The sequence below is a fragment of the Kitasatospora sp. NPDC051914 genome (assembly GCF_040680995.1).
Taxonomy (GTDB): domain Bacteria; phylum Actinomycetota; class Actinomycetes; order Streptomycetales; family Streptomycetaceae; genus Kitasatospora.
Window position 1 is genome coordinate 1 of sequence record NZ_JBFAXX010000064.1, and the last position, 18,139, is coordinate 18,139.

The 18,139-nt window shown below is 73.9% G+C and carries 20 protein-coding genes; 9 read left to right on the forward strand and 11 right to left on the reverse strand.

Going from position 1 to position 18,139, the window contains the following annotated elements:
* The first annotated feature begins 141 nt into the window (after positions 1 to 141).
* Positions 142 to 990 carry a PHP domain-containing protein gene (locus AB0M03_RS32080; protein WP_363497999.1) on the forward strand — a complete coding sequence of 283 codons (849 nt, stop codon included), beginning with the start codon at positions 142 to 144 and terminating at the stop codon, positions 988 to 990.
* Between the two features lie 173 nt (positions 991 to 1,163).
* Here AB0M03_RS32080 and AB0M03_RS32085 read toward each other — a convergent pair whose 3' ends face one another.
* Positions 1,164 to 1,793 (reverse strand): suppressor of fused domain protein, encoded by a 630-nt coding sequence (locus AB0M03_RS32085; RefSeq protein ID WP_363498104.1) that lies wholly within the window; start codon positions 1,791 to 1,793, stop codon positions 1,164 to 1,166.
* 426 nt (positions 1,794 to 2,219) lie between these two features.
* On the opposite strand from AB0M03_RS32085, the gene corA reads away from it, so the two are divergent.
* Entirely contained in the window at positions 2,220 to 3,332 is a 1,113-nt protein-coding gene (gene corA, locus AB0M03_RS32090) for a magnesium/cobalt transporter CorA (protein ID WP_363498002.1), read from the forward strand.
* A gap of 7 nt (positions 3,333 to 3,339) precedes the next feature.
* Here corA and AB0M03_RS32095 read toward each other — a convergent pair whose 3' ends face one another.
* Positions 3,340 to 4,242 (reverse strand): DMT family transporter, encoded by a 903-nt coding sequence (locus tag AB0M03_RS32095; RefSeq protein WP_363498107.1) that lies wholly within the window; start codon positions 4,240 to 4,242, stop codon positions 3,340 to 3,342.
* A 178-nt stretch (positions 4,243 to 4,420) separates the two neighbouring features.
* On the opposite strand from AB0M03_RS32095, the gene AB0M03_RS32100 reads away from it, so the two are divergent.
* The 4 genes from AB0M03_RS32100 (at position 4,421) to AB0M03_RS32115 (ending at position 8,383) form a co-directional block, all read left to right on the forward strand.
* Entirely contained in the window at positions 4,421 to 4,960 is a 540-nt protein-coding gene (locus AB0M03_RS32100) for a hypothetical protein (RefSeq protein WP_363498005.1), read from the forward strand.
* A 276-nt stretch (positions 4,961 to 5,236) separates the two neighbouring features.
* Complete coding sequence (locus tag AB0M03_RS32105; RefSeq protein ID WP_363498008.1) at positions 5,237 to 6,511, forward strand: CBS domain-containing protein; 1,275 nt, start codon at positions 5,237 to 5,239, stop codon at positions 6,509 to 6,511.
* On the forward strand, positions 6,504 to 7,124 hold the full coding sequence (locus AB0M03_RS32110; RefSeq protein WP_363498011.1) for a DUF1003 domain-containing protein: 621 nt from the start codon (positions 6,504 to 6,506) through the stop codon (positions 7,122 to 7,124). Before AB0M03_RS32105 ends, AB0M03_RS32110 begins: the two co-directional genes overlap by 8 nt.
* A gap of 98 nt (positions 7,125 to 7,222) precedes the next feature.
* A complete protein-coding gene (locus AB0M03_RS32115) occupies positions 7,223 to 8,383 on the forward strand; it encodes a P-loop NTPase (RefSeq protein WP_363498014.1) in 1,161 nt (386 codons plus the stop codon).
* Between the two features lie 114 nt (positions 8,384 to 8,497).
* Here the strand turns inward: AB0M03_RS32115 and AB0M03_RS32120 are convergent, their stop codons facing one another.
* The 4 genes from AB0M03_RS32120 to sigE all read right to left on the reverse strand — a co-directional run bounded on the left by AB0M03_RS32120 (position 8,498) and on the right by sigE (position 11,825).
* Entirely contained in the window at positions 8,498 to 9,175 is a 678-nt protein-coding gene (locus tag AB0M03_RS32120) for a hypothetical protein (RefSeq protein WP_363498017.1), read from the reverse strand.
* A gap of 225 nt (positions 9,176 to 9,400) precedes the next feature.
* Positions 9,401 to 9,820 (reverse strand): sec-independent translocase, encoded by a 420-nt coding sequence (locus tag AB0M03_RS32125; protein WP_363498020.1) that lies wholly within the window; start codon positions 9,818 to 9,820, stop codon positions 9,401 to 9,403.
* 140 nt (positions 9,821 to 9,960) lie between these two features.
* Positions 9,961 to 10,995 (reverse strand): zf-HC2 domain-containing protein, encoded by a 1,035-nt coding sequence (locus tag AB0M03_RS32130; protein WP_363498023.1) that lies wholly within the window; start codon positions 10,993 to 10,995, stop codon positions 9,961 to 9,963.
* Positions 10,992 to 11,825, reverse strand: a complete 834-nt coding sequence (gene sigE / locus AB0M03_RS32135; protein WP_363498025.1) for an RNA polymerase sigma factor SigE — start codon at positions 11,823 to 11,825, stop codon at positions 10,992 to 10,994. The genes AB0M03_RS32130 and sigE overlap by 4 nt, the downstream gene beginning before the upstream one ends.
* A 186-nt stretch (positions 11,826 to 12,011) precedes the next feature.
* Here sigE and AB0M03_RS32140 point away from each other — a divergent pair, with 186 nt between their 5' ends.
* Positions 12,012 to 12,668 (forward strand): O-methyltransferase, encoded by a 657-nt coding sequence (locus AB0M03_RS32140; RefSeq protein ID WP_363498110.1) that lies wholly within the window; start codon positions 12,012 to 12,014, stop codon positions 12,666 to 12,668.
* Between the two features lie 121 nt (positions 12,669 to 12,789).
* Here the strand turns inward: AB0M03_RS32140 and AB0M03_RS32145 are convergent, their stop codons facing one another.
* Entirely contained in the window at positions 12,790 to 12,957 is a 168-nt protein-coding gene (locus AB0M03_RS32145; RefSeq protein ID WP_014137929.1) for a DUF3117 domain-containing protein, read from the reverse strand.
* A 320-nt stretch (positions 12,958 to 13,277) separates the two neighbouring features.
* Between AB0M03_RS32145 and AB0M03_RS32150 the strand changes: the two genes are divergently transcribed.
* Positions 13,278 to 14,078: an enoyl-CoA hydratase-related protein gene (locus AB0M03_RS32150; protein WP_363498028.1), complete on the forward strand. Its 801-nt coding sequence runs from the start codon at positions 13,278 to 13,280 to the stop codon at positions 14,076 to 14,078.
* Here AB0M03_RS32150 and AB0M03_RS32155 read toward each other — a convergent pair.
* Entirely contained in the window at positions 14,063 to 14,656 is a 594-nt protein-coding gene (locus AB0M03_RS32155; RefSeq protein ID WP_363498031.1) for a DNA-3-methyladenine glycosylase I, read from the reverse strand. The two genes, AB0M03_RS32150 and AB0M03_RS32155, sit on opposite strands and share 16 nt — an antisense overlap.
* Positions 14,653 to 15,132 carry a DivIVA domain-containing protein gene (locus AB0M03_RS32160; protein WP_363498034.1) on the reverse strand — a complete coding sequence of 160 codons (480 nt, stop codon included), beginning with the start codon at positions 15,130 to 15,132 and terminating at the stop codon, positions 14,653 to 14,655. Before AB0M03_RS32160 ends, AB0M03_RS32155 begins: the two co-directional genes overlap by 4 nt.
* Before the next feature lie 159 nt (positions 15,133 to 15,291).
* Here AB0M03_RS32160 and folP point away from each other — a divergent pair, with 159 nt between their 5' ends.
* Positions 15,292 to 16,104 (forward strand): dihydropteroate synthase, encoded by an 813-nt coding sequence (gene folP / locus AB0M03_RS32165; RefSeq protein ID WP_363498113.1) that lies wholly within the window; start codon positions 15,292 to 15,294, stop codon positions 16,102 to 16,104.
* A 10-nt stretch (positions 16,105 to 16,114) separates the two neighbouring features.
* Here the strand turns inward: folP and AB0M03_RS32170 are convergent, their stop codons facing one another.
* Both AB0M03_RS32170 and dapE read right to left on the reverse strand, forming a co-directional pair.
* Positions 16,115 to 16,927, reverse strand: a complete 813-nt coding sequence (locus tag AB0M03_RS32170; RefSeq protein ID WP_363498037.1) for a TIGR00730 family Rossman fold protein — start codon at positions 16,925 to 16,927, stop codon at positions 16,115 to 16,117.
* A gap of 63 nt (positions 16,928 to 16,990) precedes the next feature.
* A complete protein-coding gene (gene dapE / locus AB0M03_RS32175; protein WP_363498040.1) occupies positions 16,991 to 18,067 on the reverse strand; it encodes a succinyl-diaminopimelate desuccinylase in 1,077 nt (358 codons plus the stop codon).
* Between the last annotated feature and the right edge of the window lie 72 nt (positions 18,068 to 18,139).

Sequence of the window (18,139 nt, forward strand, 5' to 3'; positions counted from 1 at the left end):
CACCGCAGCGATCTGGCACAACCACAAGACCGGCCAGCCAACACTGCGGTCACTCACCGCCTACGACCACTGACCTTGGAATCAACCATCTAGGCTGGGTCGGGCCAGCAGCAGCCCCCACCGGCCCCTGGAGCCCCTCCCGTGCGCATCGACCTGCACGCCCACAGCAACGCCTCCGACGGCACCGACAGCCCGGCCGAGCTGGTCGCGGCAGCCGTCGCGGCCGGCCTGGACGTCGTCGCGCTGACCGACCACGACACGGTCTCCGGGCACGCCGAGGCGGCGGAGGCCGTGCACGGCACCGGCCTGACCCTGGTCCCGGGGGCCGAACTCTCCTGCCACGTCGACGGCATCAGCATGCACCTGCTGGCGTACCTCTTCGACCCGGCCGAGCCCGCCTTCGCCGCCGAGCGGGAGCTGGTCCGCACCGACCGCTTCCGGCGCGGCCGGGCGATCGTCGAGCGCTGCCGCGAGCTGGGTGCGCCGATCGGCTGGGAGCAGGTGGAGCGGATCGCGGGGGCCGGCTCGGTGGGCCGCCCGCACATCGCCAGCGCCCTGGTCGAGGCGGGTGTGGTGGAGACCGTCTCCGACGCGTTCACCGCCGAGTGGCTGGCGAACGGCGGCCGGGCGGACGTCCGCAAGCACGAGACCGACCCGGTCACCGCCGTGCGGCTGGTCCGCGCGGCGGGCGGCGTGCCGGTGTTCGCGCACCCGGGCGCGGTCAAGCGCGGCCGCACGGTCTCCGACCAGGTGATCGCCGACCTGGCGGCGGCGGGGCTGGGCGGCCTGGAGGTCGACCACACCGACCACGACGAGGAGGCCCGGGCCCACCTGCGCGGCCTGGCGGGCGAACTCGGGCTGTTCACCACCGGGTCCAGCGACTACCACGGGCACCGCAAGACCGTCCGGCTCGGCGAGTACACCACCGACCCGGCCGCGTACGAGCAGCTGGTCGGCCAGGCGACCGGCGCGGTCCCGATCAAGGGCTGACGCGGCACCCGCCGGGGGCCGATTCCAAGATCGGGATCCGGCCCGGACGCAGGACACGCCCAAGGGCGGCGGTGTGGTTCTCATCACACGCCGGCCGGGCCCGCTGCCGTCGGCGGAAGGCGTCCTCGCGTTCGTCGGGCCCTGCACCTGACCGCCCGTCGGCCGGGCCCAGGTCAGTCGAGCGGGACGGCCCGGCGGTTCGGGTCACGCAGGTCGGTGCCGTGCCGCAGCCACCGCTCCTGGAGCTCGGCGGCGCCGTGCACGCGCTTGTGCCCGGCCTCGTTCGGGGTCATCGGCAGCAGCGGCAGGAAGCGGACCGGCTCGGCCGGTTCGGCGAGTTCCACGTCCTCGACCAGGCCGCCCGGTTCGGCCACCAGGACGGAGGTGAAGGGCGCGCCCTCCCACAGCGGCGAGCCCAGGTCGAGCGAGCCGCCTGGGGCCACCACCAGGCCCTCGACCTGCGGCGTCGCGGCGAAGGTGGCCAGCGCGCGGAGCACGTCGTCGCGCCCTCCGCGGACGGTGAGCACCAGTTCGGCGCGCGGCCCGCGGACCGGGTCGGCGACCGCCGCGGTGGGGTCCGCCATCGGGCTCGCGGCCATGCCGAGGGTGGCGTAGCGGACGAGTCCTTCGGCGTCCGGACCGAAGCGCAGCACCTCGATCCGCTCGGTGCCGAGGAAGGTGACCGAGGCCCGGCCGGTGCTCTCGCCGAAGGTGGTGAGCAGCCGCGCCTCGACGGCCGCCAGCACGGCCGTGCGGGAGAGTTCCGCGGAGCCGCCGGAGTGGTCGGAGAAGTCGCCGAACATCGGGAATTCATGGGCCATGCACGCGACCTTAGCGCCCGGGGCGTCGTCGCTTCGCGCACACCCCAGCGGCGGCACACCGATAACTGTTAGTGTGGGCGGCTGGCTACCGGGGATGCTAAGCCCCGGGGCCGCGGCATGAAGGAGGTGGTTGTGGTGGATACCAGCCGACCATGCAGTACCGGCAGCTCTGCCCGGCCTGTCCTTCTCCGCCGCACCCACCCCTGACGAGGTAGTTGAGGCGGCGTCACACCCGGCCGGGAGAGCACCTTCCCGGGAGCCGAGGCGCCCAAACCGAAGTCTTTCCCGTTTCTTGGCGGGTTCTTGGTGAGCGCCTGTTGCAGCCCGGCACGTCCATCGGTGTTCCTCGCCGTCGCACCACGGCCACCACCGCCTGCCGTGCGGCGGTTCCTGCCCCAGGAGCCTGCCATGTCGATGATCAACAACCTGCGTGCGGCCGTCCGTCCGCACCGCCGCCGCGACACCTCCTTCGACTCCCTCCGCCCGGGCCACGCCCCGTCGGCCGTGGTCGACTGCGCCGTCTACCAGGACGGCAAGCGGGTCGGCGAGAGCTGCAGCCCGCGCGAGGCCGTCGCCCGGGTCAAGCTGTGCCGCCAGCAGGACGCCGGCTCGTTCAGCTGGATCGGCCTGCACGAGCCCACCGAGGCCGAGTTCGAGGGCATCGCCCAGCGCTTCGGCCTGCACCCGCTGGCCGTCGAGGACGCGGTGCACGCGCACCAGCGGCCCAAGGTCGAGCGGTACGACGACGTGCTGTTCGCGGTCTTCAAGACCATCCGCTACGTGGAGCACGACCAGCTCACCCCCACCAGCGAGGTCGTGGAGACGGGCGAGCTCATGGTCTTCGTCGGCCAGGACTTCGTCATCACCGTCCGGCACGGCGGCCACAGCTCGCTGAAGGAGCTGCGGCACCGGCTGGAGGCCGACGCGGACGGCTCCGGCCTGCTCGCCAAGGGCCCGTCCGCGGTGCTGCACGCCATCGCCGACCACGTGGTGGACAACTACCTGCTGGTCGCCGAGCGGCTGCAGACCGACGTGGACGAGGTCGAGTTCGACGTCTTCGCCGGCAAGGCCGGCCGCGGCGCCGACGTCGGCCGGGTGTACCAGCTCAAGCGCGAGGTGCTGGAGTTCAAGCGCGCGGTGGCGCCGCTGCTGCGTCCGATGCAGCTGCTCTCCGAGCCGATCCAGCGGCTGATCGACCCGGACATCCAGAAGTACTTCCGGGACGTCGCCGACCACCTGGCCCGGGTCACCGAGCAGGTGCACGGCTTCGACGAGCTGCTGAACTCGCTGCTCCAGGCCAACCTGGCGCAGGTGTCGGTCGCGCAGAACGAGGACATGCGCAAGATCACCGCCTGGGCGGCGATCTTCGCGGTGCCGACCATGATCACCGGCATCTACGGCATGAACTTCGACTACATGCCGGAGCTGCACCACAAGTACGGCTACCCCCTGGTGCTGGGCAGCGTCGTGGTGATCTGCGTCGCCATGTACCGGGGCTTCCGGCGCAACGGGTGGCTCTGACGCCCGGTCAGCCGCGGTCGTCCCGGCCGCCCCGGGCGACCAGCACCAGCCCCAGCAGGATCAGGCCGACCGCCGGGTACGCGGCCGCCGGCGGCCACTGGCCGAGCCAGACGGCCGCGATCAGTGCCGCACCCGGGGTCTCCAGCAGGATCGCCGTCGAGGTGACCGAGGGGCCCAGGGTGCGGACCACCCGGTTGCTCAGCGAGTGCCCGAGCAGCTGGGCGGCCACCATCAGCAGCACGATCTGCCACCACACCCCGGTCGGCCAGCCGGACAGCGGCGTGCCGGCCGCCAGGCAGACGCCCAGCAGGGCGACCGCCGTGGTGGTGTAGCAGACCAGGGTGTAGGCGGTGGTGCTGACGGTCCGCCGGACCTCTGCGCCGAGCAGCACGTACCCGGCGGCCGCCGCGCCCGCGCCGAGCGCCAGCGCGTCCCCGAGCAGTGCCCGCGGGGAGAGCGACAGGTCGACGCCGGTGAGCACCAGCACCCCCGCGAAGGCGACCGCCACGCCGATCCGCACCGGCCGCGGCGCCCGCTCCCCCGTCAGCCGCAGCAGCAGGATCGTCCACAGCGGGGTGGTGGTGACCAGCGCGGTCGCCGAGGCCACCGAGGTCATCCGCAGGCTGGGCATCCACAGCGCGAAGTGCACCGCGAGCAGCAGGCCGGCCGCCACCGCCAGCAGCAGTGCCCGCCGGCCGATGCCGCGCAGCTCCGCACGGTGCCGCAACAGCGCGTACGGGCCGAGCACGCCCACCGACATGGCGTTCCGCCAGAAGGCGATGGCCAGCGGCGGGGCGGCGGTGGCGCTGATCAGCGGGGCGGAGAGCGAGATGCCCGCGATGGAGACGGCGAGCAGGAACAGGTCCGTCCGGGGCAGGGCGAACCGACCCGGTGCGGGAGCGGGGTGCAGCTCCGTGGGGGCGGTGGCGGCGGGCCGGGCGGGCACGGTTCTCCTTCGGGACGGTCGATGGTCCGGACCGCACTACCGTAAGGCCTCAAATGCCACCATGGCACTGTCGTCCCGGGCTGTGGGACGAAGGGCGGACGGCCCTCCGGCCGACGGGCCGCCAGGCCGTACGCTGTGGACCATGGAGCGTACGACGACCACCGCCGAGGACTTCCTGGACCGCGCCCTGCTGGAGGAGGCGGCGAAGAAGTCCGGCCTGCTCTGGGTCCGGGCGGACGGCAGCCCGCACGGCCGGGCGCTGTGGCACGCCTGGCACGACGGCGCGGTGGTGGTGGTCGGCGACGGCGCCGAGCAGCCGCTGCACGGCCTGGCGGCCGGCTCGACCGCGGTGGTCACCGTCCGCAGCAAGGACAAGGGCGGCCGGCTCACCGGCTGGACGGCCTCCGTGACCGAGCTCCCTCCGCACGGCGAGGCCTGGCAGGGCGCCGTCGAGGAGCTCAAGGGCAAGCGCCTGAACGCCCCCGACACCGACACCATCGGCGACCGCTGGGCCCGCGAGTGCCGCGTCCTGCGGCTGGAGCCGACCGGCCCGCTCGCCGAACGCCCCGGCGCCATGCCGGACGGCTCGCACGCCGCCGAGCCGATGCCCACCGCCGCCACCACCCGCCGCCCGATCCCGGCCGGCCTCCCCAGGCTCCTCCTGAAGCGCCGCAAGGGCTGACCCGCGCCCCTGATGGCACCCATGCGCCCTTGACTCGGCACCCGTGTGCCTCGAAGACGTGTCCGCCGCGCCGCGCCGGGCCCGCGGGCCGGCCACCGGCGGGCTGCGGCCCACTGCCGCAGGTAGCCTTGGCGCCGGAGGACGCGCCGGACGCACCCGCGCACGCGGGGCGTGCCCGTGCAGGCGACGGCGCGAACGGCCGCCGGAACCACCGCGGCCCCTCGCGAACGCCGGCCCGGCACCCAGCGGGCCGCCCGGAGAGAGAAGGGGAGCCCGATGGCAGGCGCAGGCAGCCGGGTCTTCATCTCGCACCTCTCCGGCGTCGCCGTCTTCGACCCCAACGGCGACCAGGTGGGCCGCGTCCGCGACGTGGTCGTCTCGCTGCGCATCGGCGGCCGCCCGCCCCGGGTGCTCGGCCTGGTCGTCGAGGTGATCGGCCGCCGCCGGATCTTCCTGCCGATGACCCGGGTCACCAGCCTGGAGTCCGGCCAGGTGCTCACCACCGGCGTGATCAACCTGCGCCGCTTCGAGCAGCGTCCCTCCGAGACCCTCGTCCTCGCCGAGCTCCTCGACCGCACCGTCGTCCGGACGAAGACCGCCGAGGAGGTCACCGTCCTCGACGTCGCCATGGTGCAGACCCGGGTCCGCGAGTGGGAGGTCCGCAAGGTCTTCGTCCAGACCGGCCGGGTCTCGCGGCTGCGCAAGGCCCGCGGCGAGACGCTCACCCTCGACTGGTCCGAGCTCACCGGCTTCTCGCTCGCCGAGGAGGGGCAGGGCGCCGCCAACCTGCTCGCCACCTTCGAGCAGCTGCGCCCCGCCGACCTCGCCAACGTCATGCACCACCTCTCCGCCAAGCGCCGCGCCGAGGTCGCCGCCGCCCTCGACGACGACCGGCTCGCCGACGTGCTGGAGGAGCTCCCCGAGGACGACCAGGTCGAGATCATCGGCAAGCTCAAGGAGGAGCGCGCCGCCGACGTCCTGGAGGCGATGGACCCGGACGACGCCGCCGACCTGCTCTCCGACCTGCCCGAGGAGGACGCCGAGCGGCTGCTGCGCCTGATGGAGCCCGAGGACGCCGCCTCGGTGCGCCGCCTGCTGTCCTACGAGGAGGACACCGCCGGCGGCCTGATGACCACCGAGCCGATCGTGCTGGAGCCGGACGCCACCGTCGCCGAGGCGCTGGCCCGCGTCCGGATCGCCGAGAACAAGCCCGCCCTCGCCGCCCAGGTCTACGTCTGCCGCCCGCCCAACGAGACCCCGACCGGCAAGTACCTGGGCACCGTGCACTTCCAGCGGCTGCTGCGCGAGCCCCCGTTCACGCTCGTCGGCTCGCTGGTCGACGACGACCTCGACCCGCTGCCGCCGGACACCCCGCTGCCGCTGGTCACCAGCTACCTGGCCGCCTACAACCTGGTGGCCGCCGCGGTCGTCGACGAGGCCGACCACCTGCTGGGCGCCGTCACCGTCGACGACGTCCTCGACCACCTGCTGCCGGACGACTGGCGCGACGCCTCCCTGCAGGGCGCCGAGAGCGAGACCGTCCATGGATGACCGCAAGAGCCGCCGCGACGACTCCCCTCGCCTGCGCATCCAGGGCGAACTGCGGGAGCTGCGGCAGCTGCGCGAGCTGCGCGCCCGCGAGGGCGTCCGCCCGCAGCGGCCCGAGGGCACCGCCGGACGCAGCCGGCTGGACCAGCCGCGCACCGGCCGCCGCGCCCTCATCCCGATGCCGACCTACGACCCGGAGGCCTTCGGCAAGCTCTCCGAGCGGATCGCCCGCTTCCTCGGCACCGGACGGTTCATCGTCTGGATGTCCTTCGTCATCGTCGCCTGGGTGGTGTGGAACACCCTGCTGCCCGCGTCCTTCCGCTTCGACGAGTACCCCTTCATCTTCCTCACCCTGATGCTCTCCCTGCAGGCCTCGTACGCGGCGCCGCTGATCCTGCTCGCCCAGAACCGGCAGGACGACCGGGACCGCGTCAACATGGAGCAGGACCGCGCCCGCAGCGACCGCAACATCGCCGACACCGAGTACCTGACCCGCGAGGTCGCCGCGCTCCGGCAGGGCCTCGGCGAGGTCGCCACCCGCGACTTCGTGCGCTCCGAGCTCGTCGCGCTGCTCAAGGAGCTGGACGACCGGTGGGAGAGCCGCGACCTGGTGTGACCGTGGGCCGCGGGGCGCCGGACCGGCCGCGGCCCCGTGTGACCGGCGGCACGCTACCGGCGAGTCGGGGGCCGCCCGCGGCGCCGTACCATCAAGGCATGGCCAACGAGACCGAGATTGCCGCCGGGGTGACGGAGGAGTCCGTCCGCAAGGCGCTGGCGACCGTCCACGACCCGGAGATCAACCGCCCGATCACCGAGATCGGCATGGTGAAATCCGTCGAGATCGCCGAGGGCGGCGCGGTGAGGGTCGGCGTGTACCTCACCGTCTCCGGCTGTCCCATGCGCGAGACGATCACCCAGCGGGTCGTCGGCGCCGTCTCCAAGGTCCCCGGCGTGACCGGTGTCGAGGTCGAGCTCGACGTCATGAGCGACGAGCAGCGCAAGGAGCTCTCCCAGCTGCTGCGCGGCGGCGCACCCGAGCGCGAGATCCCGTTCGCCAAGCCCGGCACGCTGACCCGCGTCTACGCGGTCGCCTCCGGCAAGGGCGGCGTCGGCAAGTCCTCGGTCACCGTCAACCTGGCGGCCGCGATGGCCGCGGACGGCCTCAAGGTCGCCGTCGTCGACGCCGACATCTACGGCCACAGCGTGCCGCGGATGCTGGGCGTCGAGGGCCGGCCCACCCAGGTCCAGGACATGATCATGCCGCCGTCGGCGAACGGCGTGAAGGTCATCTCCATCGGCATGTTCACCCCCGGCAACACGCCGGTCGTCTGGCGCGGGCCCATGCTGCACCGCGCCCTGCAGCAGTTCCTCGCGGACGTCTACTGGGGCGACCTCGACGTCCTGCTGCTGGACCTGCCGCCCGGCACCGGCGACATCGCCATCTCGGTCGCGCAGCTCGTCCCCAACGCCGAGATCCTCATCGTCACCACCCCGCAGATGGCGGCCGCCGAGGTCGCCGAGCGGGCCGGCACCATCGCGCTGCAGACCCACCAGAAGATCGTCGGCGTCATCGAGAACATGTCGGGCATGCCCTGCCCGCACTGCGACGAGATGATCGACGTCTTCGGCACCGGCGGCGGCCAGACCGTCGCGGACGCCCTCACCCGGACCGTCGGCGCCACCGTGCCGGTGCTGGGCTCGATCCCGATCGACGTCCGGCTCCGCGAGGGCGGCGACGACGGCCGCCCCGTCGTCCTGGCCGCACCCGAGTCCCCCGCGGGCGCCGCCCTCCGCGCCGTCGCCGGCAAGCTCGGCGGCCGCCAGCGCGGCCTCTCCGGCCTCTCCCTGGGCCTCACCCCGAAGAACAAGTTCTAGCGAACCGCGAGCCACGAAGGGGCGCGGGGAACTGCGCGGGACGGCAGGGCACGGCGTGTGCCCTCCCGCTGCGCGCGGTTCCTCGCGCCCCTTCTGCGGCTTGCCGGGCCGGCTTCAGCGGCCGTTGTAGGCGGTGAGGTCGGAGAGGGCGGTGAAGCCGACGCCGTAGGCGCTCACGCCGCGGCCGTAGGCGCCGAGGAGGACGCCGGGGGCCTCGCCTGCCAGGACCCAGCCGTACTCGGACTCTCGGTAGCGGAAGGGCTGCGGGAGGCCGTTCACCGGGAGGGTGAGCGGGGACCAGCCGGGGCCCTCCAGGTCGTCGGCGAGGTCCCAGGCGAGGGCCGTCTGCTGGTCCAGCCAGTCCTGGCGGAGCGAGCGGTCGAGCTGGCCCGGGGGCACGGTGGCGATCAGACCGGAGCCGGCCAGCCAGGCGGCGGAGGAGGCCGAGGTGGCCTCCAGCATGCCGGTGTTGTCGGCGCTGCGGCGGCCGGGGCGGCGGGCCACGGTCACCACCACGGCGAAACGGCCGGCCTCGCGGGACTCGTACGGTCTGGCCGGCTCGTCGCCGTGGCCGAGCGAGCCGTAGTCGGTGCCTGCGCCCTGGCCCGCGCGGCCGGCGCCGGCCGGGGAGAGCCAGCGGCGGCCCGTCCAGCCGTCGTCGAGGCCGTACCAGGGGAAGTCCGCCTCCAGGTAGGGCGCCAGCGGGTCGGCGGGGCCGGCCTGGGCGCCCACCACGGGCGCCGCACGGCCGCCCGGGGCGACCGTCTCACCCGCTCGGCTCGTCACGTCCATCGCCGGCCTCCTCCGTTCACCTGTGTCCTGCGGCGGCGTTCCATGGTGGCGCACCGGGCGCGTCGGCCGGGTGCGGTCGGGCCTCCGACACGTCGCGGCGTGACCGACGGCACAACGGAACTGCCGTGCGGTCAACCTGAACACCATAGCGGCGGACGCGGCTGCGCCCCGCCCGGTGAGCGGACCGGGCGGGGCGCAGGGGGATCGCGGCGGCGCTCGGCCGCCTCAGGTGGCGTCCAGGTCGAACGGCGGGCGCTCGTCGGCGGCGAGCGGCGCACCGGCCTCGGCGGGCGCGGTCTTGGTGAGGTTCGCGGCGCCGGCCACCCGGGCCGGGGGCTCGTCGTTGAGGACGGACTTGATGTCGAGGCCGTCCTTGAGCTCCTTGAAGCCCAGCGGGTCCTCGTCGCCGCCCATCAGCTGCTTGCGGACGAACGTCTTCGGGTGCAGGTCGGTGAACTCGAAGTCCTTGAACTCCGGGCCGAGCTCGCTGCGGATGTCCTCCTTGGCGCTGTCCGCGAACGACCGGACCTTGCGGATGAAGCCCATGGTGTCCTGGATGAGCTTCGGAAGCTTGTCCGGCCCGAAGATCACGATGGCCATGACGGCCAGCGCGACGACCTCCAGTGGGCCTATGTCACTGAACACGTACGCTCCCAGCTCCTGATGGACCAACCCGACGAGCTCGGCGGCAGCCGTCGCCACCAGGGTAATGGCCGCCGGCCGGTCTGTGACCCCGCCACCTGCGGAATGCGGTCCAGACCACCCGGCGGCCGGGCGCTTGCGTCCTAACGGAGCAGGTTGTGCGGGCCGAGCGGGGTCACCCCGTGGGCGGAGGCGTCCGGCCGGGGCACGGTGTCGGGCGGGGCCGAGGCCACCATCGGGACCACCGGGAAGTCCGCGGGGAGCTGGGCGTTGACCGGGACGGCACCGCCGCCGGGGCCGCTGACCGGGCTGACCCGGGTGCCGTGCTGCTCCTCGCCGCCGACGGCCGAGGGGCTGCCCACACCGGCCAGGGTGACGGCGGCCACCGAGAAGGCGCCGGCCGCGGCGAACACGAAGCGGCGGCCGAACGGCGCGGCCGCGCGGGCCGCGGCGGCGACCGGCTCGGGCATGGCGGCCGGGCGGCCCCGGGAGGGCGCAGCAGGGCGGCGGCCGCGGGGCTCGGTGAGGCCGCGCAGGGCGGCGGCGGGGCGTGCCGCGGACGGCACCAGGGACAGCCTGTTGCCGGGGGTGGGCAGCGACGGGCGGCCGGCCCGCGGGTCGACGCCGGGGATCGGGGAGTCGGCGCCGAGTGCGCCGGTGCCGAACAGGGAGCCCGCACCGCGGCCGAAGGAGCCGCCGGTGAGCCGGCTGCCGCCGAAGGTGCCCGGCGAGGCCTGCACGGCCGGGCCGGTGCCGGGGCCGCCGTCCTGCTCGTCGTCGGGGTGGGCGGCGACCGCGAGCAGCCGCGCCATCAGCATCGAGGACGGCCCGGGGGTGTCGGTGCGGGTCAGCAGGTGCTTGACCGCGCGGCCCTCGTCGGCCTCGGCGAGGCAGTCGGCGCAGGTGGCGAGGTGGGCCTGGACGCGTTCGCGCGAGTCGTGGCCGAGCTCGCCGTCGAGGTAGGCGGAGAGGCGGTCGCCGAGATGGTGCTCGTCCGCGGGCTCGGCGGGGCGGACGGCGACGGCGCGCATTCCGGGTGCCTCGGCGGCGGCCCGCTCCGCCGGCCTGTCCTGGCCCTGGGTGTGGTCGCCGCCGCGCCGGCCGAGCTGTGCCCAGGAGGGCCCGCGCCGGGAGCGGCCTTCGTCGGAGTGCCCGCCCACGGGCCCGCCGCCGGTCATGAGCCCCTCCGGTCGAGGCCGCCGGCCGGGCCGGGGTCGGCGCCGACCACGACGGGCTCCGCGGAGCCGCCGCGGCGCAGCCGCCCGGGGGCGGCATTGGGCGCGCGGTGCTTGAGGGCGGCGCGCAGGTGCGAGCGGCCGCGGTGGATGCGGCTGCGCACGGTGCCGAGCTTGACCCCGAGGGTGGCCGCGATCTCCTCGTAGGAGAGGCCCTCGATGTCGCACAGCACCACGGCGGCGCGGAACTCGGGGGCGAGGGTGTCGAGCGCCTGCTGGACGTCGGCGTCGAAGTGGGTGTCGCTGAAGTGCTGGGCGGGGCTGGGCTCGCGGCTGGGCAGGCGCTCGGCGGCGTCCTCGGCGAGGGCGTCGAAGCGGATCCGCTGGCGTCGGCGCACCATGTCCAGGAAGAGGTTGGTGGTGATGCGGTGCAGCCAGCCCTCGAAGGTGCCGGGGGTGTAGGTGGAGAGCGAGCGGAAGACCCGGACGAAGACCTCCTGCGTGAGGTCCTCGGCGTCGTGCTGATTGCCCGTCAGCCGGTAGGCCAGGCGGTAGACGCGGGCGCTGTGCGCCTCGACGATCTCCTCCCAGGTCGGCGGCGTCCAGCTCTGCGCGTCGGGGCCCTCGGCGAAGGTGGCGAGCGCGGCCGGCTCGGCCGTCTCGTCCGCCGCGGTGTTTGCGTCCAGGGGGGAGTGCGCGGGCTGGTTCATCACGGGCTTCGGCGTACGGGCCGACGAGGTGCCGCGGGGATCGCGGGGATCGCGCTGCACGGGGACGTCGCCCTCGGCCACACCTCCTCGGTCGGCTCTTCTGCCCAGCAGGGCCACCACCATATCCACCTCGCCCGTCAGATCCGGATAAAGTGCACTCCCCCCTCCGCCCGCTGCCCGGCCGGGCCGCTGCGGGGGCGTCGTGCGTACCCCGATCGCCAAGTCCTGTTCCCATCAACGGCCCGCCGCCGAACGCGGTTCCCGGTCGGCCAGTAATCTGTGGCTGAAAAATGTCGACATCGGGTCGGCATCAGGCGCTCCGGAGAGGCAGCCATCACCGAGTTCGGGCCCGAGCGGGCGGCTCTCGCCGACACCTATGTCGGCGAGGACGCGGTGCTGACCTACGCCCGGGCGCAGTCGGCGCGCGCCGGGATACGCGCGATCGGGCCGAGCGGCGGCGCCTTCCTGCGGCTGCTCGCGGCGGCGCTGGACGCCAAGTCGGTGGCCGAGATCGGCACCGGCACCGGCGTCTCGGGGGTCTACCTGCTGCGCGGGATGCGGCCGGACGGCGTACTGACGACCGTCGACACCGAGCCGGTCCGCCAGCAGTGCGCGCGGGAGGCGTACCTGGCCGCGGGGTTCGCGCCCAACCGGGCCCGGTTCATCCCGGGCCGGGCGCTGGACGTGCTGCCGAGGCTCGCGGACGGCCAGTACGACCTGGTGTTCTGCGACGGCGATCCGACCGAGTCCCGCGCCTACCTCGCAGAATCGTTGCGGCTGCTGCGACCGGGCGGCATCGTCTGCTTCGAGGGCGTCTTCCAGGAGGGCCGGCTGGCCGAGCCCGACCTGGACGACCCGCAGACCCATGCGGTGCGCGAGCTCGTCCGGGACGTCCGGGAGAGCGACCGGCTGCTGCCCGCGCTGCTGCCGGTCAGCGACGGCCTGCTCTGCGCCGTCAAGCGCTGAGCCGGGCACTGACGGGCCGTCCGGGCGCGCGGCGCCGTCCGGGTACGGCACAGGGCCCGGATTCTCACTCGAATCCGGGCCCTGTCGGCATCTCCAGGAGATGAGGGGAGCACCCGCTGCGTCAGCCGCAGGCCTTCTTCAGGGCCTCGCCCAGGGCATCCGCCTCATCGGGCGTCAGCTCCACCACCAGGCGACCGCCGCCCTCGAGCGGAACTCGCATGATGATGCCCCGCCCCTCTTTGGTGACCTCGAGCGGGCCGTCACCCGTCCGCGGCTTCATGGCCGCCATGCTCGTTCCCCTTCCTGCAACCGCTCAGCTACGTACCGGAGGTCCGTCCACCACCGGTATCGAACGCATTGATCGGAAGCCATTATCCCGCATCCCGCACCCCGATGACCAACATCACTCTCCGCGCAACCGTGGCCGCACCCGCCCAAACCGTCCGATCACCTGCCCAAAACCCCATTTCGACGGCGTTCGGCGCAACATTCGAAGGTGCGGTACCTCACACTCCCCAGCCGGCCCCGTGCTCCGTCATGCTGAGTCCACCGCCGCAGCCGCGGGCTGCGGCACCCCGCCACCCACCACGACCAGGGAGCCCTCACCCGATGTCCGACTCCGTGCTGTACGAGATCGACGGCGGCCTGGCCGTCATCACCATCAACCGTCCGGAGGCGATGAACGCCCTCGACGTGGCCACCAAGGTGGCGCTGCGGGACACCGTCGTGCAGGCGGCCGAGGACCCGGCGGTGCGGGCGGTGCTGCTCACCGGCGCGGGTGACAAGGCGTTCTGCGTCGGGCAGGACCTCAAGGAGCACCTGGGCCTGCTCAAGCGGGCCGAGGAGACCGGCGAGGGCGCGCTGAAGACCGTCTCCGAGCACTACAACCCGCTGCTGCGGGCGCTCGCCGGGATGGCCAAGCCGACGGTGGCCGCGGTGAACGGCGTGGCGGCCGGCGCGGGCGCCGGGCTGGCCTTCGCCTGCGACTTCCGGATCGTCGCCGACACCGCCGGCTTCAACACCTCCTTCGTCGGCGTCGCGCTGACCGCCGACTCGGGCGTCTCCTGGACGCTGCCGCGGCTGGTCGGCCACGCCCGCGCCACCGAGCTGCTGATGCTGCCCCGCACGGTGAAGTCGGACGAGGCGCTCGGCCTCGGCCTGGCCACCCGGGTCGTGCCCACCGCCGAACTCGCCGCCACCGCGCGGGCCTTCGCCGCCGAGCTGGCGGCCGGCCCGACCGTGGCCTACGCCGCCGTCAAGGAGTCGCTGGCGTACGGCGCCTCGCGCTCCTTCACCGAGCTGCTGGAGAAGGAGGACGAGCTGCAGACCCGGGCGGGCGAGAGCGAGGACCACCGGATCGCGGTGCGCGCCTTCGTCGCCAAGGAGAAGCCGGACTACGTCGGACGCTGACCGGCGGCCGCACCGCGCGCGTGACAGTCCGCCAGGTGGTCGTCGACCAGGCCGCAGGCCTGCATCAGCGCATAGGCGGTGGTCGGGCCGACGAAGCGGAAGCCCCGCTTCTTGAGCTCCTTGGCGAGCGCGGTGGATTCAGTGGTCACGGCCGGCACCTCGGCCAGTGTGCGGGGGGCCGGCCGGCCCGGCTCGGGGGCGAACCGCCAGATCAGCTCGTCCAGCGAGCCGTCCAGTTCGAGGGCGGCGCGGGCGTTGGCGACGGTCGCCTCGATCTTGGCCCGGTTGCGGATGATGCCGGTGTCCTGCAGCAGCCGCTCGGTGTCGGCCGGACCGAACGCGGCCACCGCCTCGATCCCGAAGCCGGCGAACGCCGCCCGGAAGCCCTCCCGGCGGCGCAGGATGGTGATCCAGGACAGGCCGGACTGGAAGGCCTCCAGGCTGACCCGCTCGAACAGCGCGTCGTCACCGTGGACCGGGCGGCCCCACTCGGTGTCGTGGTAGACCCGGTAGTCGTCCGCGGAATCGCCCCAGCCGCAGCGCAGCAGCCCGTCCGGGCCGGGGACGGCGCCGCTCACGACTGCTCCTCGCCGGGCTTCTTGAACAGGTCGGCGCGCGGGTCCGCGGGCCGCTCGTCCGGGGCCTGCTCGCCGGCGGGCCGCTCCTCGGCAGCCGGCGCGGCGGTGTCCGGCCCGACCACGGCGGCGAACTCCTCCAGGCCTGGCAGCGGCTCGTCGTGCGGCTGCCCCGGGCCCGCCTCGACGGCGCCCTGCACCACGGCGGCCGCCTCCAGCTCGGCGATCCGGGCGTCGCGCAGGGCGAGCTCCACGCCGAGCCGGTCGAGCACGTTGTCGACCTCGTCCATCCGGTAGCCGCGCAGCGCCATCGGCAGCCGCAGCTCGTCCACGTCGTGCCGGCCGAGCGGCCGGTCCTGCGGGAGCCGGGCGGCGATCCGGTCGGGCAGCGCCTCGGGGAGCGTGCCGCCACCGCCGAGCGCCACCAGCGCCGCACCGCCGACCACCACGGCCATCGCCGCCACGATCACCCAGAACACGAGCCGCCTCCGTCAGTCCCCGGCCCGCCTCCGGCAATGGTGGGATCATGGTCCCCGGACAGGCCGGGGCCCATCATTGCACCCGGGCGAGCTGTGGAGGAGATTGCGGTGGCACTGCGCCTTGGCCCGCGTGAGTTCGGCGACGACGAGCTGGTGATCATGGCGATCGTCAACCGCACTCCGGACTCCTTCTTCGACCGCGGCGCCACCTTCGCCGACGAGGCCGCCTTCGCCGCGGCGGACCGCGCGATGGCCGAAGGCGCGGCGATCCTCGACATCGGCGGGGTCAAGGCCGGCCCGGGCGAGGAGGTCACCGTCGAGGAGGAGCTGCGCCGCACGGTGCCGTTCGTGGCGGAGCTGCGCAAGCGCCACCCGGACGCGGTGATCAGCGTGGACACCTGGCGGCACGAGGTCGGCGAGGCGGTCTGCGAGGCCGGCGCCGACCTGCTGAACGACGCCTGGGGCGGCGTGGACCCGAAGCTCGCCGAGGTGGCCGCCCGGTACGACGCGGGGCTGGTCTGCACCCACGCGGGCGGCGCCGAGCCGCGTACCCGCCCGCACCGGGTCGGGTACGAGGACGTGATGGCCGACATCCTGCAGGTCACCCTCGGCCTCGCCGAGCGGGCGGTGGCGCTGGGGGTGCGGCGGGACGCGGTGGTCATCGACCCGGGCCACGACTTCGGCAAGAACACCCGGCACTCGCTGGAGGCCACCCGGCGGCTGCCGGAGATGACCGCGACCGGCTTCCCGGTGCTGGTCTCGCTCTCCAACAAGGACTTCGTCGGCGAGACGCTGGACCGCCCGGTCGACGAGCGGCTGCTCGGCACCCTGGCCACCACCGCGGTGTCCGCCTGGCTCGGTGCGCAGGTGTACCGGGTGCACCAGGTCGCCGAGACCCGCCAGGTGCTGGACATGGTCGCCTCGATCCGCGGCGTCCGGCCCCCGGCGGTCGCCCGCCGGGGGCTCGCCTGACGGCCCCGGATCAGATCCGGTTGCCGTTCGGCCGGCGGGTCTCCGCGAGGATCTTCAGCACCTCGTCCACCTCGTCCACCACGTGGAAGAGGTCGAGGTCCTGCGGGGAGGCCTTGCCCTCGGCGATCAGGGTGTTCTTCAGCCACTCCACCAGGCCGCCCCAGTAGGAGGAACCGAAGAGGATCACCGGGAACCTGGTGACCTTGCGGGTCTGCACCAGGGTGAGCGCCTCGAACAGCTCGTCCAGGGTGCCGAGGCCGCCGGGGAGGACCACGAAGCCCTGGGCGTACTTCACGAACATCGTCTTGCGGACGAAGAAGTAGCGGAAGTTCAGGCCCAGGTCGACGAACTCGTTGAGGCCCTGCTCGAAGGGCAGCTCGATGCCGAGCCCGACCGAGAGGCCGCCGGCCTCGGAGGCGCCCCGGTTGGCGGCCTCCATGGCGCCGGGGCCGCCGCCGGTGATGACCGCGTAGCCGGCCTCGGCCAGCGCCCGGCCGATGGCCACGCCGGTCGCGTACTCGGTGGAGTCGACCGGTGTCCGGGCGGAACCGAAGACGCTGATGGCGGCCGGGAGTTCGGCGAGTGCGCCGAAGCCCTCGACGAACTCCGAGGTGATCCGCAGGACCCGCCACGGATCGGTGTGCAGCCAGTCGGTCGGGCCTGTGGTGTCCAGCAGACGCTGGTCGGTGGTGCTCGTGCCGACCTGGTCGCGGCGGAGCAGGACCGGACCCTTCTGCTTCTCGGGCCAGGGCTTCTTGGGTGCGGGCGCGTCGACCTCTTCGGGACCGTGCCCGTAGTGCTTTACGTCTCCAGTGCCTGTCATGACGAAACCCTACGCCCGCCGTCCACCGAATCCGGCGAACGGCGGGTGACTGCAGGGCGGACGTCAGGCGCCGGTCAGCCAGGCGCGCAGCCGCTCCTCGACCTCGGCGATCGCGCTCAGCGAGCAGTGCTCGTCGCGCTTGTGGGCGAGGTTGGGGTCGCCCGGCCCGTAGTTGACGGCGGGCACGCCGAGCGCGCTGAAGCGGGCGACGTCCGTCCAGCCGAACTTGGCCCGCGGCTCGCCGCCGACCGCCGCCAGGAAGGCCCGGGCGGCGGGCCGGTCGAGGCCGGGCAGCGCGCCGGGGGCGGTGTCGGTGACGCGGATACCGAAGCCCTCGAACACCTCGCGGACGTGGTCGGCGGCCTGCTGCTCGCTGCGGTCCGGCGCGTAGCGGAAGTTGACCTGGACGGTGCACTCGTCGGGGATGACGTTGCCCGCGACGCCGCCGTCGATCCGGGTGGCGTTCAGGCCCTCGCGGTACTCCAGACCGTCGATCAGCACCCGCCGCGGCTCGTAGGCGGAGAGCCGGGCCAGCACCTCGACGGCCTTGTGGATGGCGTTGTCGCCGAGCCAGCTGCGGGCGGAGTGGGCGCGGGTGCCGGTGAGCACGATCTCGGCGCGCAGGGTGCCCTGGCAGCCGCCCTCGACGACCGCGCCGCTGGGCTCCATGAGCACCGCGAAGTCGGCGGCCAGCCAGTCGGGGCGCTCCGCGGCGAGGTGGCCGAGGCCGTTGCGGGAGGCCTCGATCTCCTCGCAGTCGTAGAAGACGAAGGTCAGGTCGCGGTTGGGCTCGGCGAGGGTGGCGGCGAGCCGCAGTTGGACGGCGACGCCGGCCTTCATGTCGGAGGTGCCGCAGCCGTAGAGCAGGTCGCCCTCGACGTAGGACGGGACGTTGTCGGCGATCGGCACGGTGTCCAGGTGACCGGCGAGCAGCACCCGCTCGGCGCGGCCGAGGTTCGTCCGGGCGACGACGTTGTTCCCGTACCGGTCGACGGTGAGGTGGGGCAGGGCCCGCAGCGCGGTCTCGACGGCGTCCGCGAGGACCTGCTCGTCTCCGCTGACGGACGGGATGTCGACCAGCCGGGCGGTCAGTGCGCCGCCGTCGAGGGCCAGGTCGAGGGACGTGTTCGGGCTGCTCATGGTGGTTTAGCGTATCGGTGCGGCGCACCGCTCCTGCGGGTGACGCAACCACCGGTGCCGCACGGCCGTCCG

What these genes read in the sequence shown, in the direction of transcription:
- AB0M03_RS32100 (WP_363498005.1), top strand. Translation starts at nt 4,421, where the DNA reads ATGGAGCGTACGACGACCACCGCCGAGGACTTCCTGGACCGCGCCCTG.
- sigE (WP_363498025.1), bottom strand. Translation starts at nt 11,825, where the DNA reads ATGGTGGTGGCCCTGCTGGGCAGAAGAGCCGACCGAGGAGGTGTGGCC.
- AB0M03_RS32115 (WP_363498014.1), top strand. Translation starts at nt 7,223, where the DNA reads ATGGCCAACGAGACCGAGATTGCCGCCGGGGTGACGGAGGAGTCCGTC.
- AB0M03_RS32145 (WP_014137929.1), bottom strand. Translation starts at nt 12,957, where the DNA reads ATGGCGGCCATGAAGCCGCGGACGGGTGACGGCCCGCTCGAGGTCACC.
- AB0M03_RS32150 (WP_363498028.1), top strand. Translation starts at nt 13,278, where the DNA reads ATGTCCGACTCCGTGCTGTACGAGATCGACGGCGGCCTGGCCGTCATC.
- AB0M03_RS32120 (WP_363498017.1), bottom strand. Translation starts at nt 9,175, where the DNA reads ATGGACGTGACGAGCCGAGCGGGTGAGACGGTCGCCCCGGGCGGCCGT.
- AB0M03_RS32105 (WP_363498008.1), top strand. Translation starts at nt 5,237, where the DNA reads ATGGCAGGCGCAGGCAGCCGGGTCTTCATCTCGCACCTCTCCGGCGTC.
- AB0M03_RS32130 (WP_363498023.1), bottom strand. Translation starts at nt 10,995, where the DNA reads ATGACCGGCGGCGGGCCCGTGGGCGGGCACTCCGACGAAGGCCGCTCC.
- AB0M03_RS32085 (WP_363498104.1), bottom strand. Translation starts at nt 1,793, where the DNA reads ATGTTCGGCGACTTCTCCGACCACTCCGGCGGCTCCGCGGAACTCTCC.
- folP (WP_363498113.1), top strand. Translation starts at nt 15,292, where the DNA reads ATGGCGATCGTCAACCGCACTCCGGACTCCTTCTTCGACCGCGGCGCC.
- dapE (WP_363498040.1), bottom strand. Translation starts at nt 18,067, where the DNA reads ATGAGCAGCCCGAACACGTCCCTCGACCTGGCCCTCGACGGCGGCGCA.
- corA (WP_363498002.1), top strand. Translation starts at nt 2,220, where the DNA reads ATGTCGATGATCAACAACCTGCGTGCGGCCGTCCGTCCGCACCGCCGC.
- AB0M03_RS32170 (WP_363498037.1), bottom strand. Translation starts at nt 16,927, where the DNA reads ATGACAGGCACTGGAGACGTAAAGCACTACGGGCACGGTCCCGAAGAG.
- AB0M03_RS32110 (WP_363498011.1), top strand. Translation starts at nt 6,504, where the DNA reads ATGGATGACCGCAAGAGCCGCCGCGACGACTCCCCTCGCCTGCGCATC.